Raw genomic sequence first — 16,697 nt, forward strand, 5'->3', positions numbered from 1 at the left:
AATGGTCCCTCCCGATGGGCGGGGCGAGAGTACGCATGGCGATCGACGATCTGCTCGACGAGCACGAACAAAGTGAACGCGTCCGCAGCTGGCTGCGGAAGAATGGCGCCAGCATCCTCGGTGGCGTAGTCATCGCCATCGGTGCCATTGCCGGCTGGCAGTGGTACCAGAAGGATCAGGGCGGCAAGCTGGCCTCGGCCAATGTCGAGTACCAGAAGGCGCTCGTTGGCCTGCAGCAGAACAAGCTCGACGACGCCTCCAAGGCGGTCAAGGCGCTCGAAGCCGGCCCGTCCAGCATCTACGGCGACCTCGCGGCGCTGCAGCTGGCCAAGGCCCAGGTCGACGCCGGCAAGAACGAAGAAGCCCTGGCCACGCTGCGCGGCGTGAAGGTCGAAGGTGACCTGCAGCGCGTGGTCGACCAGCGTGTGGCCCGCCTGCTGGTGGCCACCGGCAAGAGTGACGAGGCGATCAAGCTGCTGGGCAGCGCCACCGACAGCAGCAGCCTGGAAATCCATGGCGACGCGCTGATGGCGCAGGGCAAGCGTGACGACGCCCGTGCACAGTACGAGAAAGCGCTGAAGTCGCTGGACGTGGCAGCGCCGCAGCGGCGCCTGCTGGAAACCAAGGTTATGGACGCCGGCGGCACCGTTGCCGCCCCTGCGGAGTCGGTTTGATGAGTCAGAAGGTCATGATCACCCGCGTCGCCACCGTGCTCCTGATGGGCATGGCCCTGACCGGCTGCAGCACCGTGAAGGGCTGGTTCGCCGGCAAGGACGCGGCCGCGAAGAAGGCACAGGAACCGGCTGAGCTGGTCAAGTTCGAGCCGACCGTGAAGGTCAACAAGGCCTGGTCGGTCAACCTCGGCAAGGGCGAGCGCCGCATCGGCGTGCGCCAGGGCCCGGCCGTGGCCAACGGCCACGTGTTCGCTGCGGCACTCACCGGTGGCGTGCACGCCATCGACCTGCAGACCGGCAAGAAGGTCTGGACCTGGGAGCCGAAGAAGGAAAAGAAGAAGGCCAAGCTGCGCCTGTCCGGCGGCCCGGGGGTCGGTGAGAACCTGGTCGTGATCGGCACGCTCGATGGCCAGGTCATCGCCCTGGACATCAACGACGGCAGCGAGAAGTGGCGCGCCCGTGTTCCGGGGGAAGTCATCGCCGCGCCGGCCATCGCCCAGGGCGCGGTCTACGTGCGCAGCAATGACGGCCGCATCACCGCATTCGATGCCGGCAACGGCACCCAGAAGTGGTTCAACCCGAGCGAGCTGCCGGCGCTGACCGTGCGTGGCAACGCGCCGGTGGTGACCGGCCCGGGCGTGCTGTTCATCGGCAAGGACGAGGGCGCGGTTGCCGCCCTGGCCCAGCAGGATGGCCGCACCCTGTGGGAACAGAATGTGGGCAACGGTGAAGGCCGTACCGAGCTGGAGCGCATGGCCGATGTCGACGGTGCGCCGGTGCTGGATGGCAACACCCTGTTCGTGAGCAGCTTCAAGAACCAGACGATGGCCATCGAAGGCCCGACCGGTCGCCCGCTGTGGGCGCGCGACCATGGCGGTGCCGGTGGCGTGGCGGTCTCGTCTGGCAATGTGTTCGTCACCGACAACAAGGGCGGCGTGTTCGGTCTGGACAAGGCCAGCGGCGCGGCGATGTGGTCGCAGACCGCACTGGCCCGTCGCTCGCTGACTGGCCCGGCACTGCACGGCGACTACGTCGTGGTCGGCGACTACAAGGGATACGTGCACTGGCTGCAGACCTCCGATGGTGCGATGGCGGCACGGGCAAAGAGCGGCGGTGACGCCCTGCTGGCCCAGCCAATCGTCGTAGACGGGGTGCTGCTGGTGCAGAACGTTGATGGCAAGCTGACCGCCTTCCGGTTGGCAAATTAAAAATTGGAGTAATCGCGATGCTGCCTTTGGTCGCCCTGGTTGGACGGCCGAATGTCGGCAAGTCGACTATTTTCAATGCGCTTACGCGCACCCGTGACGCGCTGGTCCATGACCAGCCCGGCGTCACCCGCGACCGCAACTACGGTGTCTGCCGTCTGGACGAGGACAATCATTTCCTCGTCGTCGACACCGGCGGTATCGCGGAAGAGGAAGAGGGTCTGGCAGGGGCTACCACCCGCCAGGCCCGTGCCGCTGCGGCGGAAGCCGACCTGATCCTGTTCGTGGTCGATGCCCGTGAGGGTACCTCGGCGATGGACGACGAGATCCTGGCCTGGCTGCGCAAGCTGTCGCGCCCGACGCTGCTGCTGATCAACAAGATCGACGGCACCGACGAGGACACCGTGCGTTCGGAGTTCGCCCGTTACGGCTTCGGCGAGATGCTGACCGTGTCGGCCGCGCATCGCCAGGGTCTGGACGACCTGCTGGACGAAGTGATCCAGCGCCTGCCCGAAGAAGGCAGCGGCGAAGAGCTGGACAACGATCCGAACCGCATCCGCATCGCCTTCGTAGGCCGCCCGAACGTGGGCAAGTCGACGCTGGTCAACCGCATCCTCGGCGAGGAGCGCATGATCGCCTCCGACGTGCCGGGCACCACCCGCGACTCGATCGCCGTGGACCTGGAGCGTGACGGCCGTGAATACCGCCTGATCGATACCGCCGGGCTGCGCCGTCGTTCGCGCGTGGACGAGGTCGTCGAGAAGTTCTCGGTGGTCAAGACCATGCAGTCGATCGAGCAGTGCCAGGTGGCCGTGCTGATGCTGGACGCCACCGAAGGCGTGACCGACCAGGACGCCACCGTGCTCGGTGCCGTGCTCGACGCCGGCCGCGCGCTGGTGATCGCCATCAACAAGTGGGATGGCCTGACCGAGTATCAGCGCGAGCAGGCCGAAACCATGCTGTCGCTGAAGCTGGGCTTCGTGCCGTGGGCCGAGTCGGTGCGCATCTCGGCCAAGCATGGCTCGGGCCTGCGTGAGCTGTTCCGCGCGGTGCACCGCGCGCACGAATCGGCGAACAAGACCTTCACCACCAGCGAAGTGAACAAGGCGCTGGAAGTGGCGTACGAGACCAACCCGCCGCCGACCATCCGCGGCCATGTCTCCAAGCTGCGTTACGTGCACCCGGCCGGTGCAAACCCGCCGACCTTCATCGTGCACGGCACGCGCCTGAAGGAACTGCAGGAATCGTACAAGCGCTACCTGGAGAACTTCTTCCGCAAGCGCTTCAAGCTGATCGGCACGCCGGTGAGCTTCATCTTCCGCGAGGGTACCAACCCGTACGAGGGCAAGAAGAACGTCCTCACCGAGCGGCAGGTCAAGGCCAAGCGGCGCTTGATGAAGCACGTCAAGGGCAAGTGATGCAGAGAAAGGCGGCCGTAGGGCCGCCTTTCTTGTTTGTGGTAGTGCCGGCCGCTGGCCGGCAACCCGATGATGCCTGGCGTGTTCACGAGGTTGCCGGCCAGCGGCCGGCACTACCCCCACGTCTACAGATCTCGATCATGGCGGACTGCTGCGACGAGCGCGGCAATGCGGCAACGCGCATGGCATGCCCCGGCCGCGCCGCGATGTTGAAGCCGGTTGCACCTGGCTTGTGGCGGGGATCGATTCCGGTAGCTGCACCTGCCCCGTGATGCTTGCCCAGACCAGGGTCGTACCCAGTGCACCTGCCAGGTACGCCACCGACACCGCCCCGATCAGCAGGCCCGCGGCATGCTCCAGCCATGGAAGCAATCGGCAACACCCCTGTGCCCTGCGCGGATGGCTGCCGAGCCACGCCATCAGCAGGCCGAGCGACAGCGCGACGCCACTCAGGCCGGCCACGTAAGCGGCCTGGGTGCCCGTGTCGGCAACGAGGCCGGTAACCAGGGCTGCAATCGCGAACTGCAGCATCCAGTTGCTGCTGCTGGCGAGCGCCAGCAGGCATCCTGCTTCGGCGTGCGGCCAACGGGAGCGAGCGCGCAGGCCCCAGGGCATCTGCAGGGAAAGCGGAGAGAACGGGGTCAAGCCTGCGTCGCGCAGGCACATGCCCGCCAGGCGCAGCAGCAGGAGGCAGCCCGCGCACTGCATCGCCAGCGTCCACAGGCCGCGGTTTCCCAGCATGCCCGCTGCAACGAAAGCCGTGGCACAGATGACGCCCGTACCGATGGCGATACCGAACGACGCGGCCATGGCGGCGTGCCCGCCCGCGCCCATCGCGGTGCGCAGGATCTTCGCGTGATGCGAAGCAGGCAGGAGCATGGCGAAGCCGTACAGCACCGCGACGACGAAGAACTGCTGCAACGTAAACCTGCCACTGACCTACAGAAAGTGCAGAGTGTGGGCGGGTGTGAACGCGCGGTATTGAACGCCATTGCGACAGGTGCGAATCGCCGGCATCAGCCGGCCCACAGCGACACGACGATCCATAGCGCCAGTGCGATCATCAGAAGCCCTGCGGCCCGCTCAAGCCAGGGCAGGGCGCGTGCGAACCGACGCAGCACCCACGGGTGACCGACCAGCGCGGCGACCAGCAGATCCCAAAGCAGGACGATGCCGAACATCCACGCGCCATAGAAGAACTTCGTTGCGGCGTTGGCCTGGGGGCCATTGAGCATTGCCGCCAACGTTGCGTAGAACAGCGCATTCTTCGGGTTCAGCAGCGCAGACAGAGTGCCCAGTCCTGCCGCCTTCCACCATCCATGGGTACCGCCCGCTGGCGATCCGGCGGCAGCGTCAGCTGCCTGCAGCGTCGTCGAACCCGCATGGCGAAGGAACAGCGTGCCGAGGTACAACAGGAACCCGCAGCCCGCCAACTGCACCGCAATGAACCCTGCGCTGCCCGCGCGCAGCATGGCCGTTCCGGTGAAAGCGGCCACGATGAAGACGCCATTGCCGAGGGCGATGCCTGCGCAGGCACCACTGGCAGTGCGCCAGCCCGAGGTGATCGCGGTGCGTGCAACGAGGAAGAAGTCGGGGCCGGGTGAGAGCAGGGCGAGAAAATGTACGGTGGCGATGACCAGGAATTGTTCCATCGGGTCCGGCGGCGGCTGGCTGGGGCGCCAGTCTGGGGATGCGCCGCGCGATGGTATTGAACGTTATTGCAGGCTCAGCGCCGGTACTGGCCCGGGGTCGCACCGGCGTGGGCCTTGAAGACCCGCTGGAAATGGCTCTGGTCGGCAAAACCCAGCGCATGCGCGACCACGGCCAGTGCCTGCCCTTCGCACAGCCGCCGGCGGGCCTCCTGGATGCGCTGGTCGATCTGCCAGGCGTGCGGTGTCAGGCCCGTGGCGCGTCGGAAGGCGCGGATCAGCTGGTAGCGGCTCATGCCCGCCAGCGATGCCAGCTCCTGCAGGGCCGGGGTGTGTTCGAGCCGCTGGCGCAGAATGTCCATCACCGGCTGCAGCCGCTGCTGTAATGCGGCATCTTCAGGTGGGCCGGCCACGGCTACACCATCGTGTTCATCCAGATCGCCGACGAACGTGATCAGGGCCGCTTCCTTGACGCTGACCGGATCGTCGGAGAACAGCGTCTCGTTGAGCTGGCAGTACTGCTGGTAGCGCGGGCGATGGTGGGAAATCCGGATGGGTTCCTGCTGCCAGTCGGGTCCGGGCAGGCCGTCATACTCGGCGCGGACTTCGGCCATCCAGCGCGCATCCAGGTGCAGCATCTGGTAGCTCCAGACCTGGCCGGGCAGGGGGTTGCAGGCATGCACGCGGCCTGCGGGTACGCCGACCAGATTGCCGGGTTGCAGCAGGCGCGGTCCTTCCGCCGCGCCGGTGAACACACTGCTGCCAGCGTCCACTGCGCCGATCGAGAAGGTGTCATGGCTGTGCGGGCGATGGCTGGCGCGGCTGTCGCACGCCCGTCGGCTTTCGACGAAGGGCATGCGCGGGTCACGCCAGAATTCGGTGGCAGAGCGCATGCAGCGGTTCCGGGATGCAGGGGGCAACGCCGGCATGGTGCCATGTTCGGGGCAAGGCGCGTCGAGGGTGTCTGCGCGATAATGCGGCCATGAGCATCCAAGAGCTTTCCCCCGCGCAGGCACGCGAGCGCCTGGCCCACGGCGCCGTGCTGATCGATGTGCGCGAGACGCATGAACGGGCCGGCGGGATGGCCGAGGGCGCGCGCGGCGTGTCCAAGGGCGAACTGCAGGCCGACCCGGCCGCGCATCTGCCAAAGCACGACCAGGAGATCCTGCTGATCTGCCAGAGCGGCAAGCGCTCGGCCGATGCCGCGCTGTTTCTGCAGGAGGCCGGCTACACCCACGTCGCTTCCGTGACGGGCGGCACCGTGGCCTGGCGCGAGCAATCGCTGCCGCTGGTGCAGCCGCTGGCCAGCGCCGCCGACCGCGACTTCTTTGATCGCTACTCGCGCCACCTGCTGCTGCCGCAGGTGGGTGAGGCTGGCCAGCGCACGCTGCAGCAGTCGCGTGTGCTGGTGCTGGGCGCGGGCGGGCTGGGTGCGCCGGCTGGCTTCTATCTGGCCGCCGCCGGGGTAGGGCACCTACGCATCGCCGACCACGACCGGGTGGAGCGCAGCAACCTGCACCGGCAGATCGTGCATACCGAGGCCAGCGTCGGCCAGCTCAAGGTCGATTCCGCGCGCGAGCGGCTGCTGGCGCTGAACCCGTCGATCGAGGTCGAGGCGGTGCCGGAGCGGGTCACCTCCGAGAACGTGGATGCGCTGCTGGAGGGCGTGGACGTGGTGCTGGATGGGTCGGACAACTTCCCGCTGCGCTACCTGCTCAACGACGCCTGCATCAAGCACGCCACGCCACTGGTGTATGCCGCCATCGAGCGCTTTGACGGCCAGGTAAGCGTGTTTGACGCCGGCCGCCAGCGCGGTGTGGCGCCGTGCTACCGCTGCCTGTTCTCGGAGCCGCCGCCGCCGGAGTTCGCACCGAACTGTTCCGAGGCCGGTGTGCTGGGTGTGCTGCCTGGCCTGGCCGGGGTGCTGCAGGCCACCGAGGTGCTGAAGCTGCTGCTGGGCATCGGCGAGCCGCTGGTCGGCCGCCTGCTGCGCTTCGATGCGCTGGGCATGCGCTTCCGCGAAACCGGCATCCGGCCGGACCCGCACTGCCCGGTGTGCGCGCCGGGCGTGCCGTTCCCCGGGTATATCGATTACGCCGCGTTTTGCCGGGGGGGGTGAGGCTGGCCGGGGAGTGGATTGGTAGATGCCGACCTTGGTCGGCGCTCTTGTGCCAACCAAGGTTGGCACCTACCGAAGCGGGTGCATGGTTGGCGCCCGCCGATGCGCATGCATGGTTTCGGAATCCGGCATCCGGCCGGACCCGCAGTGCCCCGTGTGCGCGCCGGGCGTGCCGTTCCCGGGGTATATCGATTACGCCGCGTTTTGCCGGGGCGGGTGAGGCTGGCCGGGGAATGCCTTGGTAGATGCCGACCTTGGTCGGCGCTCTTGTGCCAACCAAGGTTGGCACCTACCGAAGCGGGTGCATGGTTGGCGCCCGCCGATGCGCATGCATGGTTGGCACCCATCGGCACGCATGCATGGTTTCGGAATCCGGCATCCGGCCGGACCCGCATTGCCCGGTGTGCGCGCCGGGCGTGTCGTTCCCGGGGTATATCGATTACACCGCGTTTTGCCGGGGCGGGTGAGGCTGGCCGGGGAATGCCTTGGTAGATGCCGACCTTGGTCGGCGTTTTCGTGCCAACCAAGGTTGGCACCTACCGAAGCGGGTGCATGGTGGCACCCACCGACGCGGATGCATGGTTTCGGGATGATGCCGGGGGTCGCTCCCTGCATCGTTCCACCTCCAAGACAATCCGGCGCAACATGCGTGCTATTGCCGTCATCGGCATTGCTCTATTGTTGAAGCCGATTCTGGATCTTGGGGAAAACACCGCATGGCGGTAGAAGCAGCGACCAGCGAGCTGGTCAAGGTCGTGGCCCTGTTGGGCGCGGCGGTGGTGATGGTGCCTTTGTTCCGCCGGGCCGGCCTGGGCTCGGTGCTGGGCTACTTCGCTGCCGGCCTGGCGATCGGACCGTTCGGGCTGGGCTGGTTCTCCGACCCGCAGGCCATCCTGCATACCGCCGAGCTCGGCGTGGTGATGTTCCTGTTCGTGATCGGCCTGGAGATGCGGCCCTCGCACCTGTGGAGCCTGCGCAAGGAAATCTTCGGGCTGGGCACGCTGCAGATCGTCACCTGCGCGGTGGTGCTGACCAGCATCGCCAAGCTGTTCGGCCTGCCATGGCAGGTGGCCTTCATCGGCGCCACCGGTTTCGTGCTCACCTCCACCGCGGTGGTGATGCAGCTGCTGGCCGAGCGCGGTGACATCGCGCTGCCGTCGGGGCAGAAGATCGTCTCCATCCTGCTGTTCGAAGACCTGCTGATCGTGCCGTTGCTGGCGCTGGTGGCGTGGATGGGCCCGAGCGCAGGCAGTGCCGACGGCGAAGGCTCGCGCTGGCTGTCGGTCGCGATCGGCGTCGGTGCCATCGTCGGCCTGGTGCTGGTCGGCCGCTTCCTGCTCAACCCGCTGTTCCGCGTGCTCGCCGAATCGAAGGCGCGCGAAGTGATGACCGCCGCCGCGCTGCTGGTGGTGCTGGGTGCGGCGCTGCTGATGCAGCTGTCCGGCCTGTCGATGGCGATGGGCGCGTTCCTCGCGGGTGTGCTGCTGAGCGAGTCGACCTTCCGCCACCAGATTGAAGCGGACATCGAACCGTTCCGCGGCATCCTGCTCGGCCTGTTCTTCCTCAGCGTGGGCATGGCGCTGGACCTGGGCGTGGTGGCTGGCAACTGGCAGCTGATCCTCGGCCTGGTGCTGGCGTTGATGGCGGCCAAGGCGCTGTGCATCTACGTGGTGGCGCGCATCATGGGCAGCGACCACGCGCAGGCGCTGGACCGTGGCGTGCTGATGGCGCAGGGCGGCGAGTTCGCCTTCGTGCTGTTCTCTGCTGCCGCATCGGCCGGCGTGATCGATCTGGAGATCAATGCCAACTTCACCGCCGTGGTGGTGCTGTCGATGGCGCTGACCCCGCTGGTGGTGCTGGTCTACAAGCGCATCGCGCCGAAGCCGACGGTGAACATGGACGGCGTGGACGAGGCCGATGGCCTGTCAGGCAGCGTGCTGCTGATCGGCTTCGGCCGCTTCGGCCAGGTCGCCAGCCAGTCGCTGCTGGCGCGCGACGTGGACGTGACCATCATCGACAACGATGTGGAGATGATCCAGAGCGCGGCGCGCTTCGGTTTCAAGATCTACTACGGCGATGGCACACGGCTGGATGTGCTGCATGCCTCCGGCGCGGCCACCGCGCGTGCGATTGCGGTGTGCGTGGACAAGGCCGAAGCGGCTGATCGCATCGTTGAACTGGTGGCGCATGAGTTCCCGCAGGCCAAGCTGATGGTGCGTTCGTTCGACCGCGAGCATTCGCTGCGGCTGATCCATGCCGGTGTCGATTTCCAGATTCGCGAGACCTTTGAATCGGCAGTGCTGTTTGGCCAGGCCGCGCTGGTGGAACTGGGGGCGGACGAAGACGATGCGGTGGAGATTGCAGAGCAGATCCGTCGCCGCGATGCCGAGCGCTTCGAGCTGGAGATTGCCGGTGGTGGTCTGAATGCCGGCGCCAAGATGGTGTTTGGCAACTCCGGCCAGGGCGTACCGACGCCGACGCCGTTCACCGCGCCGAAGCGGGCAAGCAAGACGTTGAACCCGCAGGACGTGCCGGAAGAGGAAGAGTAGCCCCGGTAGTGCCGGCCGCTGGCCGGCAGATACGGGAACGTTCCGACGTCATGAGGTTGCCGGCCAGCGGCCGGCACTACCAGGTGGGGAATTACCCAAGCCGTGGCGGTGGGCGAGGGGGCCTGAATCGGGGACAATAGCGTCCCCGCCGCCCCACGCCCGCTCCCGATGACCGATTCCGCCCCCCAGCTTCCTGCCCGCATCCTTGATGGCCGCCGTATCGCCGAGGGCCTGCTCGACAGCCTGAAGGTGCGCGTCGACGCCCGCGTGGCCGCCGGCGGCAGCCGCCCGGGCCTGGCCGTGGTGCTGGTCGGTGGCGACCCGGCTTCGACCGTATACGTGCGCAACAAGCGCCGTGCCGCCGAGAAGGTCGGCATCGAAGCGCATGACTACGACCTGCCGGCCGGTACCACCGAAGCCGAGCTGCTCGACCTGATCGACCAGCTCAATGCCGATCCGAAGATCAACGGCATCCTGATCCAGCTGCCGCTGCCGGGCATTCCGGACGCGCGCCGGTTGATCCAGCGCATCGACCCGCGCAAGGACGTGGATGGCTTCCACCCGGAAAACGTCGGCCACCTGGCCCTGCGCGAGTTCGGCCTGCGCCCGTGCACCCCGCGCGGCATCACCACGCTGCTGGGCCACACCGACCAGCCGGTGCGTGGCCGCAACGCCACCATCGTGGGCGTGAGCAACCACGTCGGCCGGCCGATGGGTCTGGAGCTGCTGATTGCCGGTTGCACCGTGACCAGCTGCCACAAGTTCACCCCCAAGGACGTGCTGGAACAGGCCGTGCGCAACGCCGACATCCTGGTGGTGGCGGTGGGTCGCCCGGGCATCGTGCCGGGCGAATGGGTGAAGCCGGGCGCGGTGGTGATCGACGTGGGTATCAACCGGTTGGATGACGGCCGGCTGGTGGGCGATGTCGGGTTTGAGGCCGCTGCCCAGCGGGCGAGCTGGATCACCCCGGTGCCGGGTGGTGTGGGCCCGATGACAGTGGCCACGTTGATGCAGAACACCTTGGAAGCGGCGGAAGCGCTGAGCTGACCGCAGCGGCTCGCTCCTGGTAGGTGCCAACCTTGGTTGGCACACATCCATCGGGGCCATCGGCCCAGCTGGGGCACCGGTGCCGGACAGATCGTGTCAACCAAGGTTGGCACCTACCAAAGGCAGTTCCAGGACTGGCCCGAGTGATCCTCTTAAGGTGGGTGCCGACCGTTGGTCGGCACAATGCTGGGGCAGGCCGATGACCCGCTCCTGGTAGGTGCCAACCTTGGTTGGCACATCCATCGGGGCCATCGGCCCATCTGGGGCACCGGTGCCGGACGGATCGTGCCAACCAAGGTTGGCACCCACCAAAGGCGGTATGCCGTCGGCCCCGACGGCCCCCCTGAACCAATCACCGCCCGCGCGACACTGCGTCGCATCTACCCCCTGCCACAGGGCGCGAAAAAGGGGTAAAATGTCGCGCTTCCCCACATCTCGGGTATGCCGATGCTGCGCATCCAGGCTGAAGCACTCACTTACGACGACGTCTCGCTCGTCCCCGCCCACTCGACCATCCTGCCCAAGGACGTCAACCTCGAAACGCGGTTGACGCGCGACCTGAAGCTGAAGCTTCCGATCCTGTCCGCAGCCATGGATACCGTCACCGAGGCCCGCCTGGCCATCGCCATGGCCCAGCTCGGCGGCATGGGCATCATTCACAAGAATCTCAGCCTGGAACAGCAGGCGGCGGAAGTGGCCAAAGTCAAGAAGTTCGAGGCCGGTGTCATCCGCGACCCGATCACCGTCGGCCCGGAAACCACCATCCGCGACGTGCTGGCCCTGACCCAGGCGCACAACATCTCCGGCGTGCCGGTGGTGGGCAGCGACGGCCAGCTGGCCGGCATCGTGACCCATCGCGACATGCGCTTCGAGACCGAGCTGGACGATCCGGTCCGCCACATCATGACCAAGAAGGATCGCCTGATCACGGTCAAGGAAGGCGCCGCGTCTGACGAAGTGCTGCAGCTGCTGCACCGCAACCGCATCGAAAAGGTGCTGGTGGTCAATGATTCGTTCGAACTGCGTGGCCTGATCACCGTCAAGGACATCCAGAAGAACACCGATTTCCCGAACGCCGCCAAGGACCTGTCGACCCGCCTGCTGGTCGGCGCTGCCGTCGGCGTGGGTGGCGATACCGATCGCCGCGTGGAAGCGCTGGTCGCCGCCGGCGTGGACGTGATCGTGGTCGATACCGCGCACGGCCACTCGCAGGGCGTGCTGGACCGCGTCAGCTGGGTCAAGAAGAACTTCCCGAACGTGCAGGTCATCGGTGGCAACATCTGCACCGGCGAAGCCGCACTGGCGCTGCTGGACAGCGGCGCGGACGCAGTGAAGGTCGGCATCGGCCCGGGCTCGATCTGCACCACCCGCGTCGTCGCCGGCGTTGGCGTGCCGCAGGTCACCGCGATTGATCTGGTGGCCGAAGCGCTGCAGGACCGCATCCCGCTGATCGCCGACGGTGGCATCCGCTACTCGGGCGATATCGGTAAGGCGCTGGCCGCCGGTGCCTCGACCATCATGGTCGGTGGCCTGCTGGCCGGTACCGAGGAATCGCCGGGCGAGACCGAGCTGTACCAGGGCCGTTCGTACAAGAGCTACCGCGGCATGGGTTCGCTGGCTGCGATGGAGAAGGGGTCGAAGGACCGTTACTTCCAGGACGCCGCCACCGCCGACAAGCTGGTGCCGGAAGGCATCGAAGGCCGCGTGCCGTACCGCGGCCCGGTGGGCGGCATCATCCACCAGCTGATGGGCGGCCTGCGCGCCACCATGGGCTACGTGGGCTGCGCCACCATCGAAGACATGCGCAGCAAGCCCAAGTTCGTGAAGATCAGCGGCGCTGGCCAGCGTGAGAGCCACGTCCACGACGTGACGATCACCAAAGAGCCGCCGAACTACCGCGCCTGATGCGCTTGCGAACTGCTCTTGCGATTACGGGCAGCCTGCTGATGGCAGGCTGTTCGTTGTCCGAACCGCCGCCGCGCTCCGGGTCTCCGGGCGCGGCGGTTTCGCAATTGCAGGACGTACAGGCGTGCCAGAACGCGTTCTCGCTGCCGAAGGGCTGGCAGGTGCAGGCCGCTGGCGAGCAGCGCTGGCTGCTGAAAGGCACCGGCGAGCGCCCGCTGCAGGTCACGCTGCAATGCATTACCGAGCTGCTGCACGGGCCGGATGATCCGGTGCTGACGCCGGTACTGGGCGCGCTGGAGCCCGCACGGATGAGCGTGCGCTGGGCGTCCTGGGGCGCTGCGGATTCGGGCGTCTCGATGGCGGCGCTGCAACGGCGCATCGTGCCCGGCACCGAAGTGCAGGAAATCGCCGAGCTGCCGCGCGCCGACCGCTCCAACCCCAACGCACCGCACGGCCTGCTGATGCTGCGCTGGGACGAGGAAGACCCCTCACATATTCAACAACGCGAGGCGTTCATCGCCACGCTGACGCAGAGCCTTGAAGCGCCGGGCGCTGCGAAAAACACCACTGGAACGGCACCATGACCAACATCCATAACGACAAGATCCTCATCCTCGATTTCGGCGCGCAGTACACGCAGCTGATCGCCCGCCGCATCCGCGAGCTGGGCGTCTACTGCGAAATCTGGGCGTGGGACCACAACCCGGCCGATATCGCGGCGTTCGGCGCCAAGGGCATCATCCTGTCCGGCGGCCCGGAATCGACCACGCTGCCGGGTGCCCCGGCCGCGCCGCAGGAAGTGTTCGACAGTGGCCTGCCGATCTTCGGCATCTGCTACGGCATGCAGACCCTGGCCGCGCAGCTGGGCGGTGCCACCGAAGCGGCTGACCAGCGCGAGTTCGGCCACGCCGAAGTGAACGTGATCAACCCGGATGCACTGTTCAAGGGCCTGAGCGACCACGGCGGCGAGCCGAAGCTGAATGTCTGGATGAGCCATGGCGACCACGTCTCCGTTGCGCCGCCGGGCTTCACCATCACCGCTACTACCGACCGCATTCCGGTGGCCGCCATGGCCAACGAAGAAAAGCGCTGGTACGGCGTGCAGTTCCACCCGGAAGTGACCCACACCCTGCAGGGCCAGGCGCTGCTGCGCCGCTTCGTGGTGGATGTGTGCGGCTGCCAGACCCTGTGGACCGCCGCCAACATCATCGACGACCAGATCGCCCGTGTGCGCGAACAGGTGGGCGATGACGAAGTGATCCTGGGCCTGTCCGGCGGCGTCGATTCGTCCGTCGTGGCCGCGCTGCTGCACAAGGCCATCGGCGAGAAGCTGACCTGCGTGTTCGTGGATACCGGCCTGCTGCGCTGGCAGGAAGGCGACCAGGTGATGGCGATGTTCGCCGAGCACATGGGTGTGAAGGTGGTGCGCGTGAACGCCGCCGACCGTTACTTCGCCGCGCTGGAAGGCGTGAGCGACCCGGAGGCCAAGCGCAAGATCATCGGCAACCTGTTCATTGAGATCTTCGATGAAGAGTCGAACAAGCTGAAGAACGCCAAGTGGCTGGCGCAGGGCACCATCTACCCGGACGTGATCGAGTCGGCCGGCAGCAAAACCGGCAAGGCGCATGTGATCAAGAGCCACCACAACGTGGGCGGCCTGCCGGAGCACATGAAGCTGGGCCTGGTGGAGCCGCTGCGCGAGCTGTTCAAGGACGAAGTGCGCCGCCTGGGCGTCGAACTCGGCCTGCCGCGCACCATGGTCTACCGCCATCCGTTCCCGGGCCCGGGCCTGGGCGTGCGCATTCTGGGCGAAGTGAAGCGCGAGTACGCCGAGCTGCTGGCCAAGGCCGATGCCATCTTCATTGATGAGCTGCGCAAGGCGGATTTGTACGACAAGACCAGCCAGGCGTTTGCCGTGTTCCTGCCGGTTAAGTCGGTGGGCGTGGTGGGTGATGCGCGCGCTTATGAGTGGGTGATTGCGCTGCGGGCGGTGGAGACGATCGACTTCATGACCGCGCACTGGGCGCATCTGCCGTATGAGTTCCTGGGTACGGTGAGCAACCGGATCATCAATGAGTTGCGGGGGGTGTCGCGGGTTGTCTATGACATCTCGGGGAAGCCGCCGGCGACTATTGAGTGGGAATGAGTTGATTTATAAGCTGTTGAGCTATGGTGGAGTTTCATTCACACTAGTGATCTTCGCCGAATTATGAATATTGTTCTTAAGTCAATATTTATAAGTGGGTTATAAAGAAGATCCCGATACCATGAGGGCAATTTAGTGGACTCGTGGTATCGGGAATCTCTCACAGATTTGCTGAATCTTTGAAGATGATGTCCTTGACCAATTCTGCGCCGAGGAAGTCAATTAGCATATTTGAATGTGAAAGATCTTCTCTTGCCAATGCTGCGATCGCTTGACCAACGACGATTTCCCAGGGCTTCTTGCAACTGGCGATGTCGCAGATAAGGTTACGGACTGTCTTTATCTTCCTGTGCCGTAGGCGGTCGCTCGATTCGGCGATCTCCTCAATGAGAGCGGTGTCACGATGATTTGGATTGTCCTCAACCCATTTCCTTGATTTGGCGACGAGGTCCTGCCAGGTAGTGCCCATTACTGTAAGACATGAGTCAGTCAATAGAGCATTCTCGATCGCATAGCACTGGAGGCGGTAGCGCTTGAGAGGCGGGCGGTGCTCAAGCGGCTGGTTCGCCACGCCATCGCCATCGCGAATCGAGAATGCGACTGGATTGTCGTAGAGTGTGTCTAGCAATTGGATGCAGAAGGTTTCAAGGGCGCCCTGCTGATCCACACTGGCAGAAAGCACGGGAAAGACCTTGATCCTGCCTTGCGAAGTTCGTGCGGCTTGCTGCCAGACGCGCTCGTCGTCTTCTCCTTCGAGGATCAGGGCTACATCATCGCTAAGTGAAAGGGAAAGAGGGTGTCCGAAGAACGGAGCGATCTTGCGAAGCTCGATGCTGGCTGGTTTCAGTTCAACCATATCGACCGCGAAGATCTTTGTACCGATCGAAACATACTTCGAAGCTGCAAGAGAGCAGACTAGTGGGGAGCTATGGGTGGAGATGCATACGGCGATGCTATCAGCGTGATCTTTGAATTCATCAAGCATGGAGATGATTAAATGTCCGAGCCGTGCCTGAAGATCTGGGTGAAGATGTACGTCCGGCTCATCGAGAAGTAGTACGTTGAACTTCGCGGGATCAATCGTATCGAAAAAGTACAGAATTTCGGCTGCCAAAGCTACGGCTTCTGATTCGCCACTGCTGATGTTTTGCGGAGGTATAGTTTCGCCATTGAGGAGTGAGCGAAATTCGAAATCTGTGTTTCCCACCTCCAGTGAAATGTTAGTAAGTAGGTTATTTATCTTTCTCAGTCGGTCTGTTTCGAAGCTTCGTGTTGGATCTAGGCGAATTTCAGGTGTGCGCGCGAGTCGGCGCAGATAGAGCGTTTCAGCCTCGCGAAAGAGCATCGCCGACGCAGCTTTGAAGTCGCTCGCCTGATTGACTGCCCGCGTCTGTCTCAGCCACTCAGGGTTGTCGCTCATGTTGGTGAGGACACTTCCACTGCGCTTGAATGAGCCTGCTCGCTCTGGGCTGACATACCGGACATAAAACTTATCCTTGCTCTGGTTAATTGATGCCTCAATGTCACGAAGGAAGCGACTCTTTCCCGCGCCATTGCGGCCGACAATTATATTTATGTTGTTCAAACCGGTGAGGCGTGCGGTGTGACCACATAGTTCACTTAGCTTCACTATTTCAACTCCATATCAGAATAATGAGATGTACTGCTTTGCCTATATCCGGTCGATGTGTTTGATGTTATATGAGCGCGAGGCAATCCATCTCCTCAATTGTCTTGAAGCCGCCCCCTCCCGCCAGTCACGTTGATGATCTTGTACGGAATCAGTAGTTTGCGCGCCTGCAATGCATCTATTTGATGTAGCTCTAGCATCCTATTAGCGGTTGAAATGGGGGGGTGAAATAACGAACCTTCCGATAGGCGAAATTGTCCTTCTGAAGAGAATTTCAATCTTCTGTCCAGGGCGGTTTTGACGTATAAAGTTAAGGTGTTGCGAGGAGAATATCTCCTTGATCTGGCTCTAGAGT

13 protein-coding genes are annotated in these 16,697 nt (G+C 64.7%); 9 read left to right on the forward strand and 4 right to left on the reverse strand.

Annotated elements, in window-relative coordinates; translation table 11 throughout:
* Positions 1-35 precede the first annotated feature (35 nt).
* The 3 genes from ACSYS9_RS09200 to der are packed head-to-tail and all read left to right on the forward strand — an operon-like array spanning position 36 to position 3,297.
* On the forward strand, positions 36-674 hold the full coding sequence (locus tag ACSYS9_RS09200; RefSeq protein ID WP_049399466.1) for a YfgM family protein: 639 nt from the start codon (positions 36-38) through the stop codon (positions 672-674).
* Complete coding sequence (bamB, locus tag ACSYS9_RS09205) at positions 674-1,882, forward strand: outer membrane protein assembly factor BamB (RefSeq protein WP_032130494.1); 1,209 nt, start codon at positions 674-676, stop codon at positions 1,880-1,882. Before ACSYS9_RS09200 ends, bamB begins: the two co-directional genes overlap by 1 nt.
* A 17-nt stretch (positions 1,883-1,899) precedes the next feature.
* The gene (gene der / locus ACSYS9_RS09210; protein ID WP_014036905.1) at positions 1,900-3,297 is read left to right on the forward strand and encodes a ribosome biogenesis GTPase Der; all 1,398 of its coding nucleotides are present in this window, start codon (positions 1,900-1,902) and stop codon (positions 3,295-3,297) included.
* 138 nt (positions 3,298-3,435) lie between these two features.
* Here der and ACSYS9_RS09215 read toward each other — a convergent pair whose 3' ends face one another.
* The 3 genes from ACSYS9_RS09215 to ACSYS9_RS09225 form a co-directional block, all read right to left on the reverse strand.
* Positions 3,436-4,218 carry a lysine transporter LysE gene (locus tag ACSYS9_RS09215; protein WP_071228960.1) on the reverse strand — a complete coding sequence of 261 codons (783 nt, stop codon included), beginning with the start codon at positions 4,216-4,218 and terminating at the stop codon, positions 3,436-3,438.
* 95 nt (positions 4,219-4,313) lie between these two features.
* Complete coding sequence (locus ACSYS9_RS09220; protein WP_071228959.1) at positions 4,314-4,949, reverse strand: LysE family translocator; 636 nt, start codon at positions 4,947-4,949, stop codon at positions 4,314-4,316.
* Positions 4,950-5,023: 74 nt separating this feature from the next.
* Entirely contained in the window at positions 5,024-5,839 is an 816-nt protein-coding gene (locus tag ACSYS9_RS09225) for a helix-turn-helix domain-containing protein (protein ID WP_071228958.1), read from the reverse strand.
* Between the two features lie 89 nt (positions 5,840-5,928).
* Here ACSYS9_RS09225 and moeB point away from each other — a divergent pair, with 89 nt between their 5' ends.
* The 6 genes from moeB to guaA all read left to right on the forward strand — a co-directional run bounded on the left by moeB (position 5,929) and on the right by guaA (position 14,712).
* Positions 5,929-7,065 (forward strand): molybdopterin-synthase adenylyltransferase MoeB, encoded by a 1,137-nt coding sequence (gene moeB / locus ACSYS9_RS09230; protein WP_071228957.1) that lies wholly within the window; start codon positions 5,929-5,931, stop codon positions 7,063-7,065.
* A gap of 716 nt (positions 7,066-7,781) precedes the next feature.
* A complete protein-coding gene (locus ACSYS9_RS09235; RefSeq protein WP_071228956.1) occupies positions 7,782-9,614 on the forward strand; it encodes a monovalent cation:proton antiporter-2 (CPA2) family protein in 1,833 nt (610 codons plus the stop codon).
* A 168-nt stretch (positions 9,615-9,782) separates the two neighbouring features.
* The gene (folD, locus tag ACSYS9_RS09240; RefSeq protein ID WP_071228955.1) at positions 9,783-10,661 is read left to right on the forward strand and encodes a bifunctional methylenetetrahydrofolate dehydrogenase/methenyltetrahydrofolate cyclohydrolase FolD; all 879 of its coding nucleotides are present in this window, start codon (positions 9,783-9,785) and stop codon (positions 10,659-10,661) included.
* A 447-nt stretch (positions 10,662-11,108) separates the two neighbouring features.
* Entirely contained in the window at positions 11,109-12,566 is a 1,458-nt protein-coding gene (guaB, locus tag ACSYS9_RS09245; protein ID WP_005416248.1) for an IMP dehydrogenase, read from the forward strand.
* Between the two features lie 107 nt (positions 12,567-12,673).
* Positions 12,674-13,150 (forward strand): hypothetical protein, encoded by a 477-nt coding sequence (locus ACSYS9_RS09250; RefSeq protein WP_071228954.1) that lies wholly within the window; start codon positions 12,674-12,676, stop codon positions 13,148-13,150.
* Positions 13,147-14,712: a glutamine-hydrolyzing GMP synthase gene (gene guaA, locus ACSYS9_RS09255; RefSeq protein WP_071228953.1), complete on the forward strand. Its 1,566-nt coding sequence runs from the start codon at positions 13,147-13,149 to the stop codon at positions 14,710-14,712. Before ACSYS9_RS09250 ends, guaA begins: the two co-directional genes overlap by 4 nt.
* 160 nt (positions 14,713-14,872) lie before the next feature.
* Here guaA and ACSYS9_RS09260 read toward each other — a convergent pair whose 3' ends face one another.
* Complete coding sequence (locus ACSYS9_RS09260) at positions 14,873-16,342, reverse strand: AAA family ATPase (protein ID WP_071228952.1); 1,470 nt, start codon at positions 16,340-16,342, stop codon at positions 14,873-14,875.
* Positions 16,343-16,697 lie beyond the last annotated feature (355 nt).

The organism is Stenotrophomonas sp. STK17_22 (assembly GCF_051983905.1).
GTDB classification, from domain to species: Bacteria; Pseudomonadota; Gammaproteobacteria; order Xanthomonadales; family Xanthomonadaceae; genus Stenotrophomonas; species Stenotrophomonas maltophilia_A.

Coding starts and splice junctions, on each gene's coding strand:
- ACSYS9_RS09220 (WP_071228959.1), bottom strand. CDS start 4,949: ATGGAACAATTCCTGGTCATCGCCACCGTACATTTTCTCGCCCTGCTC.
- der (WP_014036905.1), top strand. CDS start 1,900: ATGCTGCCTTTGGTCGCCCTGGTTGGACGGCCGAATGTCGGCAAGTCG.
- bamB (WP_032130494.1), top strand. CDS start 674: ATGAGTCAGAAGGTCATGATCACCCGCGTCGCCACCGTGCTCCTGATG.
- ACSYS9_RS09235 (WP_071228956.1), top strand. CDS start 7,782: ATGGCGGTAGAAGCAGCGACCAGCGAGCTGGTCAAGGTCGTGGCCCTG.
- guaA (WP_071228953.1), top strand. CDS start 13,147: ATGACCAACATCCATAACGACAAGATCCTCATCCTCGATTTCGGCGCG.
- ACSYS9_RS09200 (WP_049399466.1), top strand. CDS start 36: ATGGCGATCGACGATCTGCTCGACGAGCACGAACAAAGTGAACGCGTC.
- folD (WP_071228955.1), top strand. CDS start 9,783: ATGACCGATTCCGCCCCCCAGCTTCCTGCCCGCATCCTTGATGGCCGC.
- guaB (WP_005416248.1), top strand. CDS start 11,109: ATGCTGCGCATCCAGGCTGAAGCACTCACTTACGACGACGTCTCGCTC.
- moeB (WP_071228957.1), top strand. CDS start 5,929: ATGAGCATCCAAGAGCTTTCCCCCGCGCAGGCACGCGAGCGCCTGGCC.
- ACSYS9_RS09225 (WP_071228958.1), bottom strand. CDS start 5,839: ATGCGCTCTGCCACCGAATTCTGGCGTGACCCGCGCATGCCCTTCGTC.